The sequence below is a fragment of the Providencia sp. genome (assembly GCF_052096715.1).
GTDB lineage: Bacteria > Pseudomonadota > Gammaproteobacteria > Enterobacterales > Enterobacteriaceae > Providencia.
In genome coordinates this window covers 43,604-66,670 of record NZ_JBQDNB010000013.1, presented here as the reverse complement: position 1 = coordinate 66,670, position 23,067 = coordinate 43,604, and the positions used below count along the sequence as shown (strand labels likewise).

Sequence of the window (23,067 nt, the reverse complement as noted above, 5' to 3'; positions counted from 1 at the left end):
ATAAAGCCATCCACCTTTCAATTGAATCACGCTACTTTGAGATTTAATCGCTTTTCATTAAGTTTATCGCGTATACTTAGTCGTAGTCATTCGGCTCTGTAGGAAAAAGATTGAGATATTTACCCTCGTTTAAGACATCGCTCAGATTATCTCGAGATTTATTTCGTATCCTCGGCTTGATGTTGTGGGGAATGGGTGTTTTTATCACTTTATTCTTTATCTACATGCAATTTAATGAAAATAAATCAGAAATTCGTCAACAGTTTCACTCTGGCTATGATAATTTACAATCATATATTCAGCAAACAGCCTCTACTCTACGTTCCATTCAGTCGATGACTGAGCAGCACAGACTTAAATTAGATGAATTTAGAGAAAAATCAGGTAGTAAACTCGATTTCATGGCGTTACCCACCTCTCAGTCATATTCTTTTTATCCTCTAACGCCGAGTTCTGATTGCGAATATTTTAAAGAAAAAACAGAGAGCTATTTGCTCGCGTTTGAACAACTTAATTACTTTTGGAAAGATAGTATTGCTGCGCCACAGGGGCTTAACCACGTCTATCTGATAGGCTCTACAAGTTACTGTATGGTAGATTATCCTATTCGTTCAATGGTCTCAGATATTGAAACATTAAAAAAAGTAGGCTATGAAAGTGTTCGCGCATACAAAAGCTTTAAGTTACAGGGACAAGAACGAAATTTATATACCGTAGTACGTGGCGCACAATCGGATAATGGCCAAGTTTATTTAGTGTTACCGGTATTTAATGCATCAGTGTTAACAGGCTTTATTGGTTTAGAACGAACAATCAATTTAAATCAATTTAATTTACGTAATGATAAAACAGTCGAAATTATGATTGTTAATCATTATAACCAACCCACATTATATTACCCTAATGATTTAAACCCTAAAAATTCTACACTGCTTAATATTAGTGAGCCTTATTTCTTTGGTTTTAACTCCGATTATTCGAAGCTTATTTTTAAAAAACGTCTGGTGCCATCAAACATGGCCGTTATTTATTCAATCGCAACCATTGAAATTATAGAGAATTTAAAAGGGGTTATATTCTATGGTGTATTGATAAATATTATAACCGGACTCCTTATTTTCTTTTTGATTTGGTTACTTGAAAGAAAAATGTTAGAACCTGCGGCTAATACCGCAATACGTCTAGAGGAACATGAACAATTTAACCATAAAATAGTTGCTTCAGCACCTGTGGGGATCATTATTTTAAGGTTAACGGATGGCGGTAATATTTTAAGTAATGAATTAGCACATAATTATTTTCGTTTACTCAGTGAAGATGATAAGCAACGTATCTTAATGATTATTAGGCAAAAAACTAGTAATTACATCGATGTTGTGACAATCAATAATACTCACTTGCAGATCAGTTTCGTTAATTCACGTTACCAAAATGAAGACGTTGCTATTTGTGTACTTATTGATATTAGTATTCGTGTACAAATGGAAAAATCTTTACAAGACGTAGCGGATGCCGCAGAACAGGCTAACCTGGCAAAATCAATGTTCTTAGCAACAGTCAGCCACGAATTAAGAACGCCTTTATACGGCATTATTGGTAATATCGAATTACTTCAACGTTATGATTTATCAGAAAAAGCAAATCGACTTGTCTCGACGATGGATAACTCCTCATCACTTTTATTACAGATCATAAGTGATATTCTTGATTTCTCGAAAATAGAATCTGAACAATTAAAAATAGAAAATAAGTTGTTCAACTGTCGAGATGTTTTTTCTTTTGTACTGGCCAATTATTTACCGCTGATTACTAAAAAACAAATTTCTATTTACGCATACATTGAACCTAATATTCCTGATCTTATTTTAAATGACTTTGTTAGGTTGCAACAAGTCATCTCGAATATAATTAATAACAGTATAAAATTCACACACTCAGGATTTGTTTTGCTCTATGTTTGGAAAGATGATAATTACTTAAAAATAGAAATTAGGGATTCTGGTATTGGCATGACACAAACTGTTGTCATGCAACTATTTGATCCATTTTTTCAAGTATATGACCAAAATAATACAGGACATAAAGGAACTGGTTTAGGCTTAGCTATTTGTGAAAAACTAGTTAGTTTGATGGATGGTGACATTGAGGTAAGTTCACATTTAGGATTAGGTAGTTCATTTACTATCCGAATTCCGTTATATGGGCAAGAATATATTACCCATTATGTGCCTGATTATCGATTAAATTATCGTATCGCAATAGTGTGCAAAAATGAATTCTTAATGCATTTTCTATCTCGGTTATTAGTACATCATAGTTTTATTGTATTGACCGATAAGCTAATTGATAAAGATAATACTTATGATTTATTGATTACTGATAATAATGACGATTTGAAGGTATTGAGCCACAATATAATTAGACTTTCGAGTATGTATGCGGGCGATTTCCGTGAAACTTGTCAAAATGAGTGGATTTATAATACCTATCAACTCGATAACTTACCGATATTAATCGATAAAATTATTGTTAAAGCGACTGATCAAATACATAAAGGACCACAAAATAGCCCTGAGTCTCTCGAGGCTGATCGATCTTTAAGTGCCTATAATGTATTGATTGTCGATGATCATCCAATTAACAGATTATTATTAAGCGAACAGTTAGCGAGTATTGGATTTACCACGCGTACAGCAGTTGATGGTCTTGATGCACTTAAATACTTAGGAAATTATTCAGCGGACATTGTTTTGACTGACGTCAACATGCCAAATATGGATGGGTATGAATTAGCACGAGAACTACGTAAAACAGGCTTTAAGTTGCCAATTATCGCTTTAACTGCCAATGCAATGGCTGAAGAAAAACAACGTTGTATTGAGGCAGGGATGAATGATTGTTTATCTAAACCAACCACCATCGCGATACTAAGAGAAACCTTAGTTCGATATTGCTAAACATGAATTAAAAATGAAAACCCCCAATGTTAATTTTTTAACTGTTGGAGGCTTTTCATTCTTGATTTTTATGATTCACAAAATCAGCAGGATTATGTTTATTCTGCAGGTAGATTATTAATACTTACTGAAGACAGGTAGTTAAGTAAAGCAATGTCATTTTCAACTCCGAGCTTCAACATAGCTGACTTTTTCTGACTACTGATAGTTTTAATACTACGATTAAGTTTTTTTGCAATCTCAGTTACAAGAAAACCTTCCGCAAATAAACGTAAAACTTCACTTTCTTTCGGTGATAATCGCTTATCACCATAACCACTTGCATTCACTTTCTCCAGTAGTTTACTGACACTTTCTGGCGTGAATTTCTTTCCTTTTTGTAGTGCTGCTAGTGCTTTTGGTAAATCAGCTGGTGCGCCTTGTTTGAGAACAATTCCCTCGATATCCAACTCTAAAATAGCACTTAAAATAGCAGGATTGTTGTTCATTGTTAAAACAATGATTGAGAGGTCAGGATAATGGCGTTTAATGTATTTAATCAACGTAATACCATCACCGTATTTATCTCCAGGCATAGATAAATCAGTAACAAGAACGTCAGCATTCAAACGTGCTAAGTTGTTAATCAAAGATGTTGAATCTTCAAATTCACCAACGATATTCACCCATTCGATTTGTTCAAGTGACTTTCTTATACCGAAAAGAACAATAGGATGATCATCGGCAACAATGACATTTAGGTTATTCATATTATTGGTTACCTTCTGGCATTAGTCTTCTCACTGAGATATCCAGTTCTCTAATGCAATTTCTTATTTCCAATTCGTTTTCATCTGCTATGAAAAATTCTAACTCTTCACATAATTTGTGAAGAAGCTTAAATTCGAGCATAGCAAAAACTCCTTTTAAACGATGTGCAGTATTTTTTAATTCAGTCAAGTCCGCAATACTCGCGCTATTATACAGTTTATTAATATCTATCGGTACTGTTGTGATGAACAAATCCTTATAATCGCTTTTTGATAAAATTGTATGATAATCACTAAGTGCGTTTTCAATCGACTCATTAGATATCATGGAAGCTTCTTGATTATCAAGTGAAATAGATGAAAATGAGACAGAGTTACTATTTTGTAGTTCAGAATTTTCGATTAGCAAAGAGATAGCATCGATGAGTTCATCTGCAAAGTTATAGTTAACTTCGATTAAATTTGGTTTAAGTAAGTTGATTTTGCGACAATAACTATTTACTAGGATAGTATGTGCGAAATTTTCATCATGGTTATCTGCTATCAATAAATCCCAATCTGTATGTGGTGAACTTTCATTAATATCGAGAAATTCAGCACCATAATTAGTCAGTGTATTTCTGACTATGCGTGAGATATCTGCATTATGAATATTTAGTCTGATATAAATATCTTCTAATAGTGCGGGATACTCATTAACAACGATTTCATTTGTTGATGGTAATATTATTTCATAGTGGGTGCCGATGGCATCACTTGTTTTAATCGAAAATGTACCATTCATTCGTTTTGTTAGTTGCTTGCATAAATAGAAGGTGATCCCAGAGCGAGTAAACTGAACATTTTTTGAGATTTTTCCTGTGAATGGGTTCTGTAAGTTATTGACCTCTTGATTCGTTAGGCCAATTCCACTGTCTTTAATATTGATAGAGATAGTATGTTTCTCGGTATTGTAGTCTAGAGAAACTGAAATCTTCCCAAAAGAGGTGGTAGAGAGAGAATATTCCCAAATCAGTTGCAACAAATTCTGTAGGTAGCTTGGATTGATTTCAATCGAAGAATCTGGATTTATGTTGTTGCTAAAATAGAGCGAAAGCCCTTTATCATTCACGCGAGATATATTCTGTTTAAGAAAATGACTCACCAGTTGGCTAACTGAGATTTTTTCTAATTCTAAGGCCTGTGTTTGAGTTTCGAGTTGATTGAGTAGCTCAATGTTTTTAAACCAGTGATTAATATGTAGAAGCTGATCTTCTATCTGGAGAATCGGTGTATTAATATTATTTAAATCTTGTTTTGGAACAGTCGAAAGCTTGAGTTGCGAGACAATTGTATCGATTTGATTTAGGGCTGGTAAAATTTCATTGCACATGTTCTCAAATATTATTTTTCTTAATTGTATATTTTTTTGATATTCCCGAGTGGCAAGTTCTTGACGTTTTTGTGTTAAGACTTCTTTGTCTTTATCAATAATAATAAACAAAATAGCGCTTTCGATTGTAAGGCTGTTAACCAGTATGATTTCATAGATATTATTCTCTATAGAAACTTGGATAACATCATTATTATCTGTTGCCATCTCTTTGATATGAACCAAATCCATCGAAGGAAGTAACTGATTAGCAATGCTATTGCTCAATAACTTTTTATTGTTACTAAAATCATAGACTAATATTCCATATGAAATATGGTTAATAATGTCATTGTTGAGCCCATCTTTAAATTGCAGTTCACGCAAAATTGTCGTGTTAGGTGAGATAATTCTTTTTCGGATAAAAATAGTTGCGACTAAGGCTAATATTGATACTGCAAACATGCAGGCAATTAGCCAAAAGTTATAGCTGGCAATATTGAACAGAATATTTTTAATGGAAACACGGTAGTGAATCTGATAATTGGTTCCTTCAATTGGTTGAAAGAATACAAGGTTAGTGCCGATAACAGAGACTAAAGATTCATTGTTACTTAAATTGCTTGATCGCGGGCTAATTGAAAGATAATCGCCTTGTAAGCTAAAAGGGATTAACGAATTAATTGAAATATCGAAAGAGATAACACTCGTTAATTGACCTGGAGAATTAAACATTAGCCGATAGGTATAGTAGTACACATCATCTGGAGAGTATTTTTGTATATTTGAAATGATCTCTCGACGGTCAAGTAAGGTTGACTGCGTTAACATATCAGTACGTTTATCTTCAGCAGTTAACGTCAAGTAGCTTTCTTTATAGCGTAACTCAGGTTTAAGTATGGAATGGGTGGTGACTAGGACTAAGGTGTTATCTTGGCCATTAAGGTAATACATTGAATTGAATTCATTACGAGCCCCCCAAACTATTTCCATATAGTTTGCCAGTTTTGTTGCCAAAATATTGCTACTTGTCTTATTACTACCAAAAACGATGGAGTCAATAGTCTGGTTTGCACTACTTAACCAGAATACATCATGGCGAACTTCAGTGATCGACAAATCTTTGGTCAACGTAGTCGGGGACTTGTCATTGGCAAGCTTGTAGATGTGGCTAGCTTGATATCGGTAATCTTCAATTTGATAAGCTAATCTTGTTGCCATGCTACTCAGGGCGGTTTGACGGCTTTGTAGCCAAGCTTGGTAATAGTTATAGAGTGATAAAGAGAGCATCACCGCAAGTAGCAAAATAAACGCAATAAAAATGCGTGAAAGTATGTTTGATTTTAATAATGATTGTCTGTACATATTGTCGCGCGCAGTCCTGTCGGCAAAATATTTATTTAGATTAAAAATCATACGCCTAGAGAGACTATAGACATCGATTCTGCACAGATACTACCATTTTTCTAGGTAAATAGAGAACAATTGAGTGAAGATTAGCCAAACGACACAAAAAAATCAATTATTTTACTATCAGGGGTAGACAAGACTACGCGATTACTACATAATCGCGCCCCATGGAGGGATGGCCGAGCGGCTGAAGGCAGCGGTCTTGAAAACCGCCGATGGGAAACCATCCTAGAGTTCGAATCTCTATCCCTCCGCCACATTAGCCGGCTTAGCTCAGTTGGTAGAGCAACTGACTTGTAATCAGTAGGTCACCAGTTCGACTCCGGTAGCCGGCACCAAATAAGAACCCGTTACTTCGAAAGAAGTAACGGGTTTTTTCTTTCTAGTCGTTTATATTCCTACTTAAAATGAAAGGTTGTTTTATCTGACTATCACCCTATACGTTGGTATCTCTTATCACTCAATGATAGCCAGACTGTTTTAATCAAAATGACATGAAATCAGATATTTTTTCTTGATAAGAAACTCGTCCATGGGACGAGTTTTTTGTAACTAAAGCCAGCTGTGTATCATAAAATAGGATAAAGAAAAAACTAAAATTACCATGAGGTGTTGGAGCACAGTTAAAAGCAAAAGAAATCTTCTTATTTGATTCATAGTTTCTCGCTCAATTAGGCTAAAATACGGCGTACTAAAATGTACTATTCAGCCATTTAACCATAGTAATAAAGTTATTTTCTTCAAAAAAGATTTGAAATTTTTGTGAAGTAAATGCTAAAAATAAGTATAAATAATTAGTTGAATTCTATTTTTTTAGGAATAGGAAAGCAAAACTGATTATTTTTCGTTGAAATTTATCAAAGTTACTCTCGAATATAATTGAGGATATTATTTCCATTTATATCGGTCATAGATGTATGTGTAAATTTTCTTTTTACTAGATAACTGTTATATAAGCTAGGCTTGAAAACGTTATTTTATCAAATAAAAAATACACTCTATCAAGATGACCAGAGTGTATTTTCAAGTAACTCGATTTAATTTTTTAATCTGGTCGTGACTAAATTAAAAACTGTCTTCATATTCGCGAGCTTTTTTCTCATCATAGTTATGCTCCCATTTTGCGACTACGAGTGCAGCTAAAGCATTACCGACGACGTTTAAGGCTGTGCGTGCCATATCCAGTATACGGTCAACGCCGGCGATGAAGGCAAGACCTTCGAGTGGGATACCAACGCTACCTAATGTGGCGAGAAGGACAACGAACGAAACACCAGGAACACCTGCAATACCTTTTGATGTGATCATTAGCGTAAAGACTAATATGAGCTCTTGCCCAATAGATAACTCAATACCATAAAGTTGTGCGATAAATATAGCTGCAATACTTTGATATAAGGTTGAGCCATCGAGGTTGAAAGAATAGCCTATTGGGATCACGAAACTGGTGACTGATTTAGGTGCACCATATTTTTCCATTTTGTCCATAATACGTGGTAAAACGGTTTCTGAACTGGCGGTCGAATAAGCGAGTAAGAGTTCATCTTTTAATATTTTCATTAGCATGAAAATATTAATTTTACAGTATCTTGCAACAAGTCCTAATACCACCACAGCAAAGAATATAATGGCGCAATGAACTAAAATAACTAATTTTAATAATGGAACAAGTGAAGTAAACCCAAAGTTTGCAACGGTAACTGAAATCAGTGCAAATACCCCGATCGGCGCATATAGCATGATCATGTTAGTAACACGGAACATAGTTTCAGAGAATGTTTGTAAGACAGTGAGTAAAGGTTGTTTTTTCTCTAAAGGTAAAGAGGAAAGACCTAAACCAAATAATACTGCGAAGAAGATCACCGGCAGCATATCACCACTAGCCATTGCAGCAAAAATATTGCTAGGCACCAATGTTAAAAGGGTATTGATAATACCTGATGGATGGCTTTCAACTTCTTGTGTGGTTTTTTCATACTGAGAAATATCGACTTGGGTTAATTGAGACATATCAATACCAACACCAGGTTCGAATATATTGGCAAAAGAAATACCAACTATAATGGCAATGGTGGTGATGATCTCAAAATAAACAATAGTTTTAAAACCTAATGTTCCTAATTGCTTGGTGTTACCAACTCCTGCAATACCGACAATTAGCGTTGAAATAACGATTGGAACGACAATCATTTTTATCAACTGAATAAATATTTTACCAGCAGGGGATAATATATTTAGAATAAGCCAATCTTTATATTCTGTATTATTATGTAATAGCGCACCAAGAATAACACCTAAAATAAGAGCAACCAAAATTTGCCATCCTAGGCCAAACTTAAAGGGCTTCTTTTTAGTCATATGGTTTAATGTCATAATGGAATCTCATTTTTATATTAATAATTTTTATGTATGCATATTTTTTATCATAAATTTTATAACGAATATTCGAGAAAACTACAACTATTAACTCGATAAAATTGAGTGATTTCTGTGGTTGATTTATATAAAAGTGTTATATTTGTTTCATTGTTGTTGTTTTTTGTAACATAATGTTTTTTTATGTGGAATTTGTGGTTTGTTTTTTTATCGAGTATGTTAATTTCTGAGGGGAATTAAATTAGGTAATTAGTTGTTTTTATGTGTGAAAATTGTTTAAATTTTGTGCTTATGTTTGCGATTAAGTATAGATATAGTGGCTTATTAACAAAAATAGATATATTTCGAGATAGCATGATAAATAAAATTTAAAATAGGCGTAATATAAAAATATTAATTTAAAAATGAGATGTGAATATATAAAAATGTAATTTTATGTAGCGGTAAATTAGCGGATAAAAAAATACTGTTAATAAATAAATTTCATTGAGACAATTAATTTTCTCACTCAAATTTTTATTATGATTAAATTACAAATAACGTTAATGATGTATTTTAAATATCTTAATTAAATTTTCACCATTAAGCTAAGTTACGACGTAGTTTGGTTACGTTTATAAGCTGCGAGTAATGTACGCTCTGATAAATCAAGATAGCTTCGCAACATATCTGCCGCTTCTTGGTTATGTCCTGAGTCCAATAATTCAAGAATTGACTGGTTTTTATCAATATAAGGCGCGTAAAGTATTTTTGGGTCATTCAAATGACCAAATGCTAAACGTAATTCAGCTGAAACATTGCGATAAAGCTTGATAAGCCTTTCACTATCAGAAAGTTCAACAATGGCAATATGGAACTTCATATTGGCAGTACCGACACCTATCCAATCTTTGACTTCTTCATGTTCACGCGCTTCATTTACGGCTTGGCTCATTTTTTGAACTGCTGGATGTAAGGCGTATGCATGGCTCAATGCATCACATTCTATCAAACGGCGAACTTGGTAAATATCAATAATAGCGGCCATATCAGGGACTGAGACATAAACCCCTTTATTGGGTGCATAAGTTAATAAGCCTTCTTGAGTTAATACTCTAAATACCTCACGTAAGGTATTACGGGAAATCTCTAACTCTTCACTCAGCATGGCTTCCGATAAGCGCTGCCCAGGAGTAAGCGCACCGACCATAATTTTGTATCTGATAGTTTCAGCGATGGTGACGGACAATGTTTGAGCAACAGGCTGTTTTTTCATAAGAAGACAAATTTTGGGTTGAGTGAAGAAATGGAATAAAGCGCTATCTTCACATATTCGAGTTACAGCGGCAAGGTGCCTTTCATGCACTGATAGGGTGAATATAAATCAATTATCTACCTGAAAGTGATCTATGCATTCAATCTATGCACTTATTTGGTGCATTTGGTTTTAGTTTAGTGCAATCGCAATGTTAATAATTGAGGTTAATTGTTAATTAAGTGATCAAGATTTGATTTTTAATCATGGGATAACGATTTATGTTGATTGTTTTATCAGCATTTCATATTAATTGTTCAACAATCTATTCTTGATGAATTAACAATTTAGGTAACTAGTAGAACAATGGCACGATAATTGCCTAGTCTTATTGGGTTATTTGCTTAGGTTTATAGCTCGGAAAACTAGGTCAGTATTTAAAACACAACATCAATAAGCACACTAATAATTAAAAAAATAATCAAATTAGAGGGGTATGTATATGACAGCTCAAGAAAGTACCACCACCGCCGAGTATGTAAAAAAAAGACGTTCATCGCTAATAGGCGCAATCTTCTTGATGGCAACATCGGCAATTGGGCCTGGTTTTATCACGCAAACGGCAACGTTTACCGTGACATTGGGTGCGGCATTTGCTTTTGGTATTTTAGCTTCGATAGTGATTGATTTCGTGGTACAGCAAAATATTTGGCGAATAGTGACCTTAACTAAGATGCATTCATCGGATATTGCGAATGCAACGATACCGGGAAGCGGGTATTTGTTAGCGGTTTTGGTCATTTTTGGTGGATTGATTTTCAATATCGGTAATATTGCTGGCGCAGGCTTAGGATTAAATGCCTTAGTCGGGCTTGATCCTAAATGGGGTGGGCTAATTAGTGCGCTGCTCGCAATTTATATATTTTCTTCTCGTAAGGCGAGCTCATTTATTGACAGACTTATTATTGGCTTAGGAATAGTCATGATTGGTTTGACTTTATTTGTTGCTATTGCATCAAATCCACCTTTAGGGGAGGCATTACGCCAAACTGTACTACCTGATACTGTCGATTTTGCTATGATCACAACCATTGTTGGCGGTACCGTTGGTGGTTACATCTGTTATGCAGGAGCACATCGTTTATTAGATAAAGGTGCTGTTGGTATTGAAAATATCAAGGCTGTTTCTAGTGCGGCGACTAAAGGCATTTTAGTTGTTGGTTTGATGCGCTATATATTATTTCTTGCTATCTTAGGCGTTGTGGCAAGCGGTGTGACTATTGATATTTCAGGTAAAGCAGCTAATCCTGCATCACAAGCCTTCCAAGCGGCAGCAGGTAACTTCGGATTACGTATTTTTGGCTTGATTTTATGGGCTGCGGCACTCACGAGTGTTATTGGTGCGGCTTACACCTCCATGAGCTTTATTTCAGCATTTAAACAATCCATCACAGAAAGACAACGTAACGTTGCGACCATTATCTTCATTGCCATTTCATTAGTTATCTATTTATTGATGGGAACTGCACCTGCTGCGTTATTGGTTTTCGCCGGCGGCTTTAACGGTCTTATCCTACCGATTGGTCTAACTATTTTTGTTTACATTGGTTGGAAAAGAGCGGATTTAATGTCTGGATATCATTACCCGCGCTGGTTGCTGTGGTCTGGTGTTATAACCTGCGTACTGACATGGTATATGGGCGTTATGTCCGTTGAAGCTATCTTCAATTACTTGAAATAATATCGAGGAATAATAATGAAAAAAAGAATCGATTTAAACAGTGACCTTGGAGAAAGCTTTGGTCAATGGCAAATGGGAAATGATGAGGCAATCCTACCTGTGGTCAGTAGCGCCAATATTGCTTGTGGTTTTCATGCAGGCTCTCCAGAGGGAATATTCAAAACATTGAAGGCAGCGAAAGAAAATGGGGTTGCCGTTGGTGCTCATGTTGGTTATCCCGACTTAGTGGGTTTTGGTCGCCGCAACATGGATATTGACTCGGGCGAATTAACCGCAGATGTAGTTTATCAAATTGGCGCGCTCAAAGGGCTAGCGGCAGCGGCTGGTACCCAAGTGCAATACGTCAAGCCGCATGGTGCGCTCTATAACACTATTGCTCACGATAAACGTCAAGCAATGGCAGTGATAAATGCAATTCTTGCTATCGACAATCAATTGATATTAGTGGCACTTGCCGGTTCACCATTGATTGATTGGGCGCGTGAACAAGGCCTCAAGGTTGTTGCTGAAGCTTTTGCGGATAGAGCCTACAACAGTGATGGAACATTAGTATCCCGTAAACTTACTGGCGCAGTATTACACGATCCTAAGCAGGTTGCACAGCGTATGCTGCAATTGGTCACTGAAGGGGGGGTTATGTCTATTGACGGTAAATTTACGCCGATTGAAGCCGGGTCAATTTGTGTTCATGGGGATACCCCTGGAGCCCTTGAAATGGCACAACAAGTCCGTGCCATATTTGAAGCACAAGGTATCGAAGTCTATGGTTTTGCGCATAAAGGGGATAATGAATGACTCAGTTAATGAAAGCCTCTAAACAGGCGATTGACGCTGCAAAATCAGCAAGAGAAGCGATACGTCATGGATTCGATAAGCCTACGGCAGGGTTAGCGCCGGGTATGACACAAGCGAACATGATTGCACTGCCGCGCGATTGGGCTTTTGATTTTTTACTTTATGCGCAACGTAACCCTAAAAGTTGTCCCGTTCTTGATGTCTGTGAAGCAGGGAGCTGGCAGACGGTATTAGCGGAGGGGGCTGATCTGCGTACCGATATCCCGCGTTATCGCGTTTGGAATGATGGTCAATTGGTTGATGAAATTACTGATGCAACAGATATTTATCATCAACACCCTGATTTAGTTACATTTTTGATTGGTTGTAGTTTTACTTTTGAAACACCAATGATTGAAGCGGGTATTGATATTCGCCACATCACGGATAAATCGAATGTACCTATGTACAAAACTAATCGTTTATGCCGTCCCGCAGGACGATTGCAAGGTGAGCTCGTGGTCTCAATGCGTCCAATCCCTGCCGATAGAGTCGCTGATGCGGTAAGTATTACAGGTAGATTTCCGGCGGTCCATGGAACGCCTGTACACATAGGTGCTCCTGAGTTGCTTGGTATTAACGATATTATGCAGCCAGATTTTGGCGATGCGGTTCGTATCGAGGAGGGTGAAATTCCTGTGTTTTGGGCTTGTGGTGTTACACCGCAAGCGGCTGTAATGAAGTCAGGCGTACCCTTTGCGCTTAGTCATGCGCCCGGTTACATGTTCATTACTGATGTTCCCGATGCTGCTTACCATATATAGAGGTGCCAATTGCGTTTTTTACCGGTCAATTTGAGTGCATTTATGGTCGAATTGCAAAGTCTTGAACAGACGATGGCATTGACTGATTCATTAAATAATATGCCAATTCAGGGAATTGAAGAGATAACCCCGGCAGCGAGAACGATACTGGTTCGTTACAACCCAGTAATTACCAAAATCAATGAATTGGTGCGTGAGATATCATTACGTGATGTTTCTAAAGTGGAGTTGAAAGTCAGTAAGTTAGTCACTATTCCCGTTGATTACCGCGGTGAAGATATTGCTGAGGTTGCGCAGTATTTAGGGGTAACGATTGATGAAGTGATCCGACGCCATACTGAAAATGAATACCAAGTTGCTTTCAGTGGTTTTGCGCCAGGATTTGGTTATATGGTATCTAAAGGGGCACAGTTAAATGTGCCAAGACGTCAATCGCCACGTGTTCGAATACCCGCAGGCTCAGTGGCTTTGGCGGGCGAATTCAGTAGTGTTTATCCACAAGCCAGTCCGGGTGGCTGGCAATTGATTGGTACCACAGATATTGCCGTATGGGATATTGATCGTGAGGAGCCTGCTCTACTGCAAGCAGGTTATCGAGTTAATTTTATCGATAAAGCACGAAGCAATGTGACATATAGCTTGCCGATTAGTCAACCAATTAAGAATCGTAGTCAACAGGTTGAAACTACTGATTTAACCATATTAGCCGTGGGTTTACAGACCTTATTTCAAGATGTGGGACGAATTGGTCAGTCAGCACTCGGAATTTCTGAATCAGGGGCAATGGATAAAAGCGCATTGCACAGTGCAAATCGCTTAGTGGGTAATTCGTCTGATAGCACCGCTTTAGAAATCACGCAAGGTGGCTTTAAAGCACGAGCAAACAGAGATTTGCTTGTTGCCATTACTGGTGCAACTTGTCCTATTCAAATTATGACGTCGGAAAACGAACATTATGAGGCGAAAACTTATCAGCCCATTGGCTTAGCGAAAGGGGATGTCATACATGTGGGGCGACCGAGCCAAGGTGTACGTAGCTATTTTGCTGTAAGGGGTGGTTTCAATGTCGCCACAGTTTTAGAAAGTTGCTCATTTGATACATTAGCTCAAGTTGGACCTGCTCCATTAGTTGTCGGGCAGTCGTTATCTATCAAGGCAAATAATCAACAATCGGCAATATCATTGAATGAAACACCGGCTTTTGAGTATCCAACTTCAGAGGATGTGGTTGTTCTTGATGTAGTCTTAGGGCCGAGAACTGATTGGTTTACTCCGCAAGCGATTGAGTTACTCCGCAATCAGCTATGGCAAGTCACGGCAGCCTCTAACCGTATTGGCTTACGCCTTGCGGGAGATGTGCCATTTGAACGCGAAAAACAGCAAGAGTTACCTAGTGAAGGAACTTGCATTGGTGCGATTCAAGTGCCCGCCAATGGCCAACCTGTATTGTTTTTAAATGACCATCCCTTAACGGGTGGATACCCAGTTATCGGGACAGTTTGTGAATACCATTTGGATTTAGCAGGGCAGCTGCCTGTCAATACTAAAATTAGGTTTAATCCACTTGGTGAATTTAAGCAATTTGAAGGGAGTCATGTTGAATATGAAAACAAATAATAACGCTAACCCATTAAATAAAGAAAATACTTCACATAAAGTATTGATAGCAAACCGTGGCGAAATTGCCGTTCGTATCATTCGCGCTTGTCGTGATTACGGTTTCGCTTCAATCGCTGTTTATGCCGATAACGATATCGATGCTTTGCATGTAAAAATGGCCGATGAGGCGTTTGGCTTAGATGGCAGTGCACCAGCGCAAAGTTATTTAAACATCGAAAAACTGATTGCGATTGCAAAGCGATCAGGGGCCACGATGGTGCACCCTGGTTATGGTTTTTTATCTGAGCGTGCTGAATTTGCGCGAGCAGTCGAAGAAGCCGGCTTAATTTGGATAGGCCCAAGTGCTCAGTGTATTGATATTCTAGGTGACAAAGTCCAAGCGCGTCATATTGCGTTGCAAGTGGGAGCGCCTTTGGTGGTTGGTACTAAAGATCCCGTTAAAGATGTTCGTGAAGTGGTGGAATTTGCTCATACTCATGGCTTGCCGATTGCAATTAAAGCGGCTTTTGGTGGTGGTGGTCGAGGTTTGAAGGTTGCATGGCAACTAAATGAAGTTGAAGAACTGTATCATTCTGCGGTGCGGGAAGCCACCGCTGCATTTGGTCGCGGGGAGTGTTTTTTAGAACAATTTCTCCATAATCCGCGTCATATTGAAGCGCAAGTCATCGCCGATAAACAGGGTAATGTTGTGGTTGTGGGAACTCGGGATTGTTCATTACAGCGACGGAATCAAAAGCTTGTTGAAGAATCTCCGGCACCTTTTTTATCTGATATGCTGCAACAGCAAATTATTAAGGCATCGACTGATATCTGCCGTAAAGCTGGCTATGTTGGTGCCGGTACGGTTGAATTTTTATTAAGCCAAGAAGGAACGTTATCTTTCTTGGAAGTGAATACCCGATTGCAAGTTGAGCATCCTGTTACCGAGGAAACGGCGGGTATTGACTTGGTTATTGAGCAGTTACGCATTGCTCAAGGCTTACCACTAAGTATCAAAGAAACACCACCGCCAAGAGGTCATGCTTTTGAGTTTCGTATCAATGCAGAGGATGCAGGAAATGGTTTTCTTCCTACTCCGGGGACCATTACGTTATTTGATGCGCCATCAGGTCCCGGCATTCGTATTGATAGTGGTGTAGTAACCGGCTCGACTATTCCGGGTACTTTTGATTCATTGATGGCTAAACTCATTGTGGTGGGAAATACTCGGGAACAAGCAATTAATCGTGCTCGACGTGCACTGGCTGAATTCACGATTGAAGGTGTGGCATCTGTATTACCTTTTCACCGCGCAGTCATGGAACATGCTGATTTTTGTGAGCAATTTAAGGTGCATACACGCTGGATTGAAACTGAATTTAATACACCAATTTCACCGGCAAAAAGACAAGTGCCAACATCGAGTGGTGAATTGATACGAACGTTTATTGAAATTGATGGAAAACGTTGTGAACTTGGTTTACCCGCACAATTATATTCTGGTTTTCTTACCAACGGTTTATCTTCAACGAGTTTAGCTGAAAATGGCTCAAGAAACACCAAAGCGAGCCAGCTTGTAGACAACAATCCAGATAGGGTCAATGCACCAATTTCAGGTATTTTATTTAATTGGCTCATTCCTCAAGGGGAAAAAGTCATTGAAGGTGATGTCATTGGTGTAATGGAAGCGATGAAAATGGAAGTTCAAGTATTAGCTCATCGCGCCGGAAAATTAACCTATAGTGCCAATAAAGGTGATTTTATTGAGGCGGATTGTAAAATTGCTGAAATTAATTAATAGTTGAAACTGATGTCGTTTTAAATAAAGCGGTAATTCTAAAAGGTTACCGTTTTAATTTACTTTGCTAGCAGATGTATGATTTTTGAACGCAAACCTTAAGGTGATTTATGTATTATATTGATATAATAGAATAAATAGCCACTTCTTTAGGTGAAGGGAAGTTCTGGAAGGTTGGTTCATTAAATTTATAGGGAAAACTTAGCGTGAATTACGGCTAGGTAAAGTCCGTAAAGGGGGATTAGGGGCAGGGACTGCATGTTTTTCAGAACTAACCACGTCTTCGCTATCTCGATAAACTTCACCACAGAGAAAAAAAAGATTTGGGCGTTTTGACTCAAGATAAGATTTTCGACTGATACACTGTTGCTCAGTAAATAGGGTGTCAGTAACTGGTAGTGCATCACATGAGTCTGTTCCACAAGGGCTAACCCATAATGCCCAACCAACCAGTACCATATGTCCTGCCATTTATGTTGCCTTCCCAATTGAGTCGTTATAAAAATTTTTCAAATTATGCGCTTTCAAATGAAGTAAATATTATTAATACACTATCAGTTAAATCAAGCGTCAAATTCTAGCATTGGATTTAGTGAATGTATTCATCTGTAAGCCACTGAAAGGGACATTCACACTATTAAGCAAATCTATAATTATTATTCTATACGATATGTAATAAAAATTATATTTATCAAAAATGAAAAATATTTTGCACTGGCAGGTACAAGTAAGATAGAACGATTTTTCGTGGTTGATCGCAAAAAAATAAAATAATTATCTGCAAATTGCTGTTTTAAGAGTTCAAGCCTGTCAATTTAAACAATTTTTATCTACGATGAATTTAACATTAAGTATTAATAGAAGCAGGTATATGATGAATACCATGGAAGAAGTGCTTTCATTTTGGTTTGAAGAATCAACGCCAAAGCAATGGTTTGAAAAAAGCAAAAAATTTGATTTAGCAATTGCTAAGCGATTTACACATGTTACTGAAAGAGCAGCTAAATGTGAGTTAGCTTATTGGCGAGTTTCTATTCGAGGACGTTTGGCTGAAATTATTGTTTTAGACCAATTTTCACGAAATTTATGGCGTGATACACCAAAGTCTTTTGCTCAAGACAGTATGGCATTGGCTTTGGCGCAAGAAGCGATTAAACAACATGATTTTAATTTGCTCACATTATCACAGCGTAAATTTATTTTAATGCCATTTATGCATTCAGAATCAAGCTTTATCCACTTACAAGCTGTCGAGTTATTTCGTATGTTAGGGGATGACAATACATTGGATTACGAAATGCGCCATAAGGCGATTATTGATAAGTTTGGTCGTTATCCGCACCGTAATGAAATAGTAGGGCGGTCTTCAACTCCAGAAGAAATCACATTCTTAACACAACCTAATTCGTCATTTTAAGTTTGAAATTTAATGAGTTTGTCGTTGAACAGTTACAAACTCATTAAATGTTATCAAATTAGAAATTAACGATATAATTCAGCTTTAACTGGAGTCAAATTAAGTTGCTGTTGAAGCGCTCTTAAATATTGTTCAGTGATTATGGCAAGGTTAGGGTAAAACGGCTGCTCAGTTTGGCTCTGTTGTACCAATTCTAAATAGCGATATGCCCAAGGTAGTAAGTGTTGTTCTAAAAGGACAATAATCGCCTCATCTTCACCTTTCTCTGCTAAGGCAGAGATTGCCATCAATATTAAACCAAATTGATCTTCTGGCTCACGAACGCCGGTTTCTGTGACTAACCCTTTAGTCATTAAAAACTGTCGGTAAGCTGCGGTTGACTCTCCCATGACCGTATTATCATGGGCCAAGTAAACAGAGCCCCAAGGCGGAGCAGGCATCGCGCCTTGACCTTCGAATAAAATAGAAAAATCGTAAGTAATATCACCAGTATTGATTTGTGAAAATGATGAGCAAATTTGCTGTACTTGGTTGATATTTTCCCATGAATGTAATGATGACAATTCAGGTAAAACAGGCAGTAGGTTCTGAAATGTTTTTGTTTGTGGTGCGTAGTAGAAGCAGGCGCCGAGGATTCTGAGTAGTGTGGTGTCAATCATGATATATCCGTTATATTTCGAGCTACAGCGTTGTTGGCTGCGCTCAGCTACTCGAGTCACATACTTATGTATGCTCCCCGAGCTATCTTTGCTTGCCGCCTAGCTGTAACTCGAACTATTTAGGATATAAATTATTTAGCCTATTTCGAATTACAGCGCTATTGGTTGCGTTCAGTTACTCGGGTCACATACTTATGTATGCTCCTCGAGCTATCTTTGCTTGCCGCCTAGCTGTAACTCGAACTATTTACAGCGTTATTGGTTGCATTCAGTTATTCGAATTACATATTTTGGCGTATTAGTTTTAAACAAAGAACCCACTATTTGGGCTCTTTGATGAACTATCATATCACAGTAAGAACAATGCCTTACATAGTGATCTGCCAGAGGTTATAAAATGCAATACGGCCAGCGAGTTCAGCTAACAGAACCGCAGCAGCGCTGGTGGCTAAAATGGTTTTTGAGGTACGTTGTTTTAATGCCATGCCTACAAAAGCCGCGAGGGCAATAACTAACACAACAACTTGGAATCCCCAAAAGCCAGTTTGTTCACTGCTAAGAGTCGGGCCCGTATCAGTTAAAAATGCTTGGTATCCGGCTCGGCTGGCAAAAATAGCCAATGTACCGATGAGGAAAGAAGCAAGTCCTAAGCCACGAGCGCCAATAACAATAGCCAGCGCTCCACCACCTACTAACATTGTCATCCACATTTGTAGCGTCGTGTAACCCGTGTTCCAGTTAGCGATAGACGCAATATTGTAAACTTGGGGTATTGACCAAACAAAGGCAAGACCTGTAATTACAGCTGCAATATTAGCTAATTCGCGCAATACAGTTTGTTTATAAAAATGCGTAAAAAATAATGTTGCAGCAGCGCAACCGACAAATACACCACTGAGGAATGCTTCGTTACTCATTGGTGAACGACCGACACCTAATAACATATTGAAGAAGCGTAGTGGTTGTCCAACGTGCAGGCCACCAATACCAAGTCCTATCACCATGATAATAAAAGCGACAATATTGGCTGTTTTTAGCTGCTTGTCATCAATCGAGCCCATTTTTCGACTTAAATAAGCGAGCAGAAATAGGCCTACTGCGGATTGTCCTAAGACAGTGAAAAAAACGAGTGGTAATTCATGCATTTTACACCTCCGCAGGGTTTTTTAGTTCGCCACTTTTATCACCAGATGGTTTGGCGTCTTTGTGTGGCTTGATGACGATGTTAGGGTTGGTCAGGCTTGGGTCTGGCATAGGTGCAATACCACACTCAGTACCATGTAACTCGCGTAGAACCGTAATATCATCAAAGTCTAAAGCGCGCTGCGGGCAAGATTCAACACAGACGGGTTTCATTCCTTTAGCGACACGTTCATAACAGCCATCGCATTTGCTCATGAGCTTTTTCTTTTCATCATACTGAGGCGCGCCATATGGGCAACGTAGCTCACAGTAACGACAACCGACACAGATTGACTGGTCAACAACGACTAAGCCATCTTCCGCTCGCTTGTGCATTGCGCCTGTCGGGCAGCCTTCAACACACGTTGGGTTAGAACAATGGTTACAAGAAATGGACAAATAGTAGTTAAAAACATTTTGTTGCCAAATGCCATCTTGTTTTTGCCAACTTCCGCCGCCGAACTCATATACACGACGGAATTTTGGACCTAAATCTAAATCTTTTTCATCCTTACAACTGACTTGACAGGTTTTACAGCCAGTGCATTTAGTGGAGTCAAAATAAAAGCCATACTGTTTCATAAATTAACTCCTTAAGCGCGTTTCACTTCAACAAGGTTGGTATGCTGTGATGTACCTTTCGCGAGTGGCGAAGGAACTTGTGAGGTTAGTGTATTAATACAGCCACCAATATCTAAACCTTCACTATCGAGGGTACGCCATGCACCCTGAGGAACAGCGATAACACCTGGTAATACACGCTCGGTAACTTTTACAGTAATTTTGATACGGCCGCGATCATTGAAAATCTCAGCAATATCGCCATTATTTAGTCCACGTTCTTGGGCATCAATTGGGTTGAGCCAAAATTGGTGCGGGATAGCTTCACGTAACATGGCTACATTATAGTAGGTTGAGTGTACGTGGCCTTTATCATGGAAACCGGTCATGAGTAATGGATGTTTTTGCTGCGTTGCCGCCGCTTCAACACCTTCTTTATTGATGCAATACTCAGGAACTGCAGGGATACGTTGACCAGCTGGTAACTCCCAGTTTTTGACTCTATCCGCCAGTTTTTCTGAGTAAATTTCAATTTTGCCCGAAGGGGTTTTTAGTGGATTATCGACAGGATTATCACGGAAGTTTTTGAGCGCAACATTTTTTGAGCTATCAATAAATTGACGGTCAATAATACCGGCACCATTAGTTTCACTAAATTCAGGTAAATGAGGCATTTTTTCACGTGTTTTGTTATAACAAAATTCAATCCAATCGGCATAAGTACGGCCTTCGGTGAACTCATCTTTAACGCCCATTTTTTCAGCAACTTCAGCTAATACATCATAGTTAGGTCGATTTTCCCACAATGGCTCAATGGCATTTTGTAGGCGAACTAAATAGTGATAAGCACCACTTGCATAAGAGTTGTTGATTAAGTCATTGGTTTCGACTGGCGTGACATCCGGTAATAACAAGTCCGCATATTTTGCTGATGGGGTGTCATGGTTATCCCAAACAAGGATAAATTCACACTTAGATTCATCAGATAAAATTTCATGTGTTTTATTCAAGTCGCCGTGCTGATTGCCAATTACGTTACTGGAATAGCACCACATGAATTTAATGTCATTATCAAGTTTTTCAACGCCTTTAATACCAGCATTTTCAGCGGTTAATTGCTTGCCATGAGTAATCGCATCAGTCCACATATAAGTTGGGATCAATGCTTTAACTGGATTTGGCAGGCCAAACCCAGTGACAGGATAAGCGAAGCTATTACCCCATAAGCCTGTGTTAGTTCCGGCACGGCCAATATTGCCAGACATAATTGGCAACATCATGATTGAGCGGCAAGCTTGTTCACCATTTTCAGTGCGTTGTAATCCCCAGCCTTGTGAGATCCATGCACGATTAGAGTTACCGATTTCACGTGCTAATTGCGTAATGCGGGCAACTGAAATACCTGTAAGTTTACTTGCCCATTCAGGCGTTTTTACGATGCCATCAGGACCATTGCCGAGAATATAATCTTTATAAGAAGCATTGCGTGGCGCTGATTCAGGTAATGTTGACTCATCCCAGCCGACACAATGGCTTTGCAAAAACTGCTCATCGGTTAGGCCTTCTTGGATCATGACATAGCCAAGCGCTGCTACTAATGCAGCATCAGTTCCTGGATAGATAGGGATCCACTCAGCACCGAGTGTGGTGACGCTGTCGGTACGACGAGGGTCAATAATAATGACTTTGGCTTTGCTTTTGTCTAATGCGTTAAGTGTTTCATAAAACTGGCCGCCACCGGACATACGTGTTTCGGCAAGGTTATGACCAAACATCACCACAAGATCAGAATTTTGGATTTCAGATAAATAAGACTCTTCAATACCACCATAAACATAAGGGGTGATTTCCATTAGTTGAGCATAGGAATAAGTCCCATAGTCGCCAAGAAATCCACCTGTTAGGCTTAAAAGGCGTTTACAGGCTGCACGACCATGTAAATTTGCACCAGTAGAGCCTGAACCATATTGATAATAAATTGAATCGCTACCGTATTTATCTATCGTATATTTGAGTTTTTCAGCAATGATGGTAGTAGCTTCATCCCAGCTAATTTTTTTAAATTTACCTTCACCACGTTTACCAACACGCACCATTGGGTATTTTAAACGGTCTGGATTGTAAGTTTTCCAACGAACAGACCGACCACGCAAGCAAGGACGAATTTGATGTTCACCGAGTGTTGAGTCATCAAACATAGTTTCATTGGATATACGACTAATGACGCCATCTTTGACGTGAACTTTTAGAGGACAACGGCTACCGCAGTTAACTAAGCATGCGCTGTAACTGATCTTTTCGCTGGCTTCATCGGGCATTATTGCTGGTGTTTTGGCTTGTGCGGAAAATGGTAGAGCTATTGAGCTGGCAACAGCGGCTGCGCCCGCGATAGTTGCAGAGGTCTGTATAAACTCCCTCCTGCTCAGTGCTCCAAA

Annotated in this window: 16 protein-coding genes and 2 tRNA genes; 9 read left to right on the top strand and 9 right to left on the bottom strand. The window is 38.4% G+C overall.

The features are described 5' to 3' along the window. Positions 1-167: 167 nt before the first annotated feature. Entirely contained in the window at positions 168-2,957 is a 2,790-nt protein-coding gene (rcsC, locus tag ACTH6U_RS11890; protein ID WP_441832274.1) for a two-component system sensor histidine kinase RcsC, read from the top strand. A gap of 98 nt (positions 2,958-3,055) precedes the next feature. On the opposite strand, the gene rcsB is transcribed toward rcsC, so the two are convergent. Further along, a complete protein-coding gene (gene rcsB, locus ACTH6U_RS11885; protein WP_294108060.1) occupies positions 3,056-3,706 on the bottom strand; it encodes a response regulator transcription factor RcsB in 651 nt (216 codons plus the stop codon). Between the two features lies 1 nt (position 3,707). Then, complete coding sequence (rcsD, locus tag ACTH6U_RS11880) at positions 3,708-6,422, bottom strand: phosphotransferase RcsD (protein WP_294108063.1); 2,715 nt, start codon at positions 6,420-6,422, stop codon at positions 3,708-3,710. A 214-nt stretch (positions 6,423-6,636) separates the two neighbouring features. Between rcsD and ACTH6U_RS11875 the strand changes: the two genes are divergently transcribed. Together ACTH6U_RS11875 and ACTH6U_RS11870 are read left to right on the top strand one after the other, a co-directional pair. Further along, positions 6,637-6,724, top strand: a tRNA-Ser gene (locus ACTH6U_RS11875). 5 nt (positions 6,725-6,729) lie between these two features. Then, positions 6,730-6,805, top strand: a tRNA-Thr gene (locus ACTH6U_RS11870). Positions 6,806-7,532: 727 nt separating this feature from the next. On the opposite strand, the gene gltP is transcribed toward ACTH6U_RS11870, so the two are convergent. Then, the gene (gene gltP, locus ACTH6U_RS11865) at positions 7,533-8,840 is read right to left on the bottom strand and encodes a glutamate/aspartate:proton symporter GltP (protein ID WP_294108065.1); all 1,308 of its coding nucleotides are present in this window, start codon (positions 8,838-8,840) and stop codon (positions 7,533-7,535) included. Between the two features lie 595 nt (positions 8,841-9,435). Next, entirely contained in the window at positions 9,436-10,098 is a 663-nt protein-coding gene (locus ACTH6U_RS11860) for a GntR family transcriptional regulator (RefSeq protein WP_294108066.1), read from the bottom strand. A 481-nt stretch (positions 10,099-10,579) separates the two neighbouring features. Between ACTH6U_RS11860 and ACTH6U_RS11855 the strand changes: the two genes are divergently transcribed. The 5 genes from ACTH6U_RS11855 to ACTH6U_RS11835 are packed head-to-tail and all read left to right on the top strand — an operon-like array spanning position 10,580 to position 16,813. After that, positions 10,580-11,818, top strand: a complete 1,239-nt coding sequence (locus ACTH6U_RS11855) for an NRAMP family divalent metal transporter (RefSeq protein ID WP_294108070.1) — start codon at positions 10,580-10,582, stop codon at positions 11,816-11,818. Positions 11,819-11,833: 15 nt separating this feature from the next. Then, positions 11,834-12,613: a LamB/YcsF family protein gene (locus ACTH6U_RS11850; protein WP_441832267.1), complete on the top strand. Its 780-nt coding sequence runs from the start codon at positions 11,834-11,836 to the stop codon at positions 12,611-12,613. Then, on the top strand, positions 12,610-13,416 hold the full coding sequence (locus ACTH6U_RS11845) for a putative hydro-lyase (RefSeq protein ID WP_441829290.1): 807 nt from the start codon (positions 12,610-12,612) through the stop codon (positions 13,414-13,416). Before ACTH6U_RS11850 ends, ACTH6U_RS11845 begins: the two co-directional genes overlap by 4 nt. A 9-nt stretch (positions 13,417-13,425) precedes the next feature. After that, the gene (locus tag ACTH6U_RS11840) at positions 13,426-15,033 is read left to right on the top strand and encodes a 5-oxoprolinase/urea amidolyase family protein (RefSeq protein ID WP_441832266.1); all 1,608 of its coding nucleotides are present in this window, start codon (positions 13,426-13,428) and stop codon (positions 15,031-15,033) included. Then, on the top strand, positions 15,020-16,813 hold the full coding sequence (locus ACTH6U_RS11835; protein ID WP_441832265.1) for an ATP-binding protein: 1,794 nt from the start codon (positions 15,020-15,022) through the stop codon (positions 16,811-16,813). Before ACTH6U_RS11840 ends, ACTH6U_RS11835 begins: the two co-directional genes overlap by 14 nt. A gap of 201 nt (positions 16,814-17,014) precedes the next feature. On the opposite strand, the gene ACTH6U_RS11830 is transcribed toward ACTH6U_RS11835, so the two are convergent. Next, positions 17,015-17,284, bottom strand: a complete 270-nt coding sequence (locus ACTH6U_RS11830) for a hypothetical protein (protein WP_294108082.1) — start codon at positions 17,282-17,284, stop codon at positions 17,015-17,017. Positions 17,285-17,687: 403 nt separating this feature from the next. On the opposite strand from ACTH6U_RS11830, the gene ACTH6U_RS11825 reads away from it, so the two are divergent. Beyond that, the gene (locus tag ACTH6U_RS11825) at positions 17,688-18,230 is read left to right on the top strand and encodes a DUF924 family protein (protein WP_294108103.1); all 543 of its coding nucleotides are present in this window, start codon (positions 17,688-17,690) and stop codon (positions 18,228-18,230) included. Between the two features lie 65 nt (positions 18,231-18,295). On the opposite strand, the gene ACTH6U_RS11820 is transcribed toward ACTH6U_RS11825, so the two are convergent. The 4 genes from ACTH6U_RS11820 to ACTH6U_RS11805 all read right to left on the bottom strand — a co-directional run bounded on the left by ACTH6U_RS11820 (position 18,296) and on the right by ACTH6U_RS11805 (position 23,058). Next, the gene (locus tag ACTH6U_RS11820) at positions 18,296-18,892 is read right to left on the bottom strand and encodes a molecular chaperone TorD family protein (RefSeq protein ID WP_434719639.1); all 597 of its coding nucleotides are present in this window, start codon (positions 18,890-18,892) and stop codon (positions 18,296-18,298) included. Positions 18,893-19,257: 365 nt separating this feature from the next. Then, positions 19,258-20,034 carry a dimethyl sulfoxide reductase anchor subunit family protein gene (locus ACTH6U_RS11815; RefSeq protein ID WP_294105235.1) on the bottom strand — a complete coding sequence of 259 codons (777 nt, stop codon included), beginning with the start codon at positions 20,032-20,034 and terminating at the stop codon, positions 19,258-19,260. A gap of 1 nt (position 20,035) precedes the next feature. Next, complete coding sequence (locus tag ACTH6U_RS11810) at positions 20,036-20,653, bottom strand: DMSO/selenate family reductase complex B subunit (protein ID WP_441832264.1); 618 nt, start codon at positions 20,651-20,653, stop codon at positions 20,036-20,038. An 11-nt stretch (positions 20,654-20,664) separates the two neighbouring features. Next, the gene (locus ACTH6U_RS11805; protein WP_441832273.1) at positions 20,665-23,058 is read right to left on the bottom strand and encodes a DMSO/selenate family reductase complex A subunit; all 2,394 of its coding nucleotides are present in this window, start codon (positions 23,056-23,058) and stop codon (positions 20,665-20,667) included. Positions 23,059-23,067: the final 9 nt, after the last annotated feature.

Coding starts and splice junctions, on each gene's coding strand:
- rcsB (WP_294108060.1), bottom strand. CDS start 3,706: ATGAATAACCTAAATGTCATTGTTGCCGATGATCATCCTATTGTTCTT.
- ACTH6U_RS11815 (WP_294105235.1), bottom strand. CDS start 20,034: ATGCATGAATTACCACTCGTTTTTTTCACTGTCTTAGGACAATCCGCA.
- ACTH6U_RS11825 (WP_294108103.1), top strand. CDS start 17,688: ATGAATACCATGGAAGAAGTGCTTTCATTTTGGTTTGAAGAATCAACG.
- ACTH6U_RS11850 (WP_441832267.1), top strand. CDS start 11,834: ATGAAAAAAAGAATCGATTTAAACAGTGACCTTGGAGAAAGCTTTGGT.
- ACTH6U_RS11860 (WP_294108066.1), bottom strand. CDS start 10,098: ATGAAAAAACAGCCTGTTGCTCAAACATTGTCCGTCACCATCGCTGAA.
- ACTH6U_RS11835 (WP_441832265.1), top strand. CDS start 15,020: ATGAAAACAAATAATAACGCTAACCCATTAAATAAAGAAAATACTTCA.
- ACTH6U_RS11810 (WP_441832264.1), bottom strand. CDS start 20,653: ATGAAACAGTATGGCTTTTATTTTGACTCCACTAAATGCACTGGCTGT.
- ACTH6U_RS11830 (WP_294108082.1), bottom strand. CDS start 17,284: ATGGCAGGACATATGGTACTGGTTGGTTGGGCATTATGGGTTAGCCCT.
- ACTH6U_RS11855 (WP_294108070.1), top strand. CDS start 10,580: ATGACAGCTCAAGAAAGTACCACCACCGCCGAGTATGTAAAAAAAAGA.
- gltP (WP_294108065.1), bottom strand. CDS start 8,840: ATGACATTAAACCATATGACTAAAAAGAAGCCCTTTAAGTTTGGCCTA.
- rcsD (WP_294108063.1), bottom strand. CDS start 6,422: ATGTACAGACAATCATTATTAAAATCAAACATACTTTCACGCATTTTT.
- ACTH6U_RS11845 (WP_441829290.1), top strand. CDS start 12,610: ATGACTCAGTTAATGAAAGCCTCTAAACAGGCGATTGACGCTGCAAAA.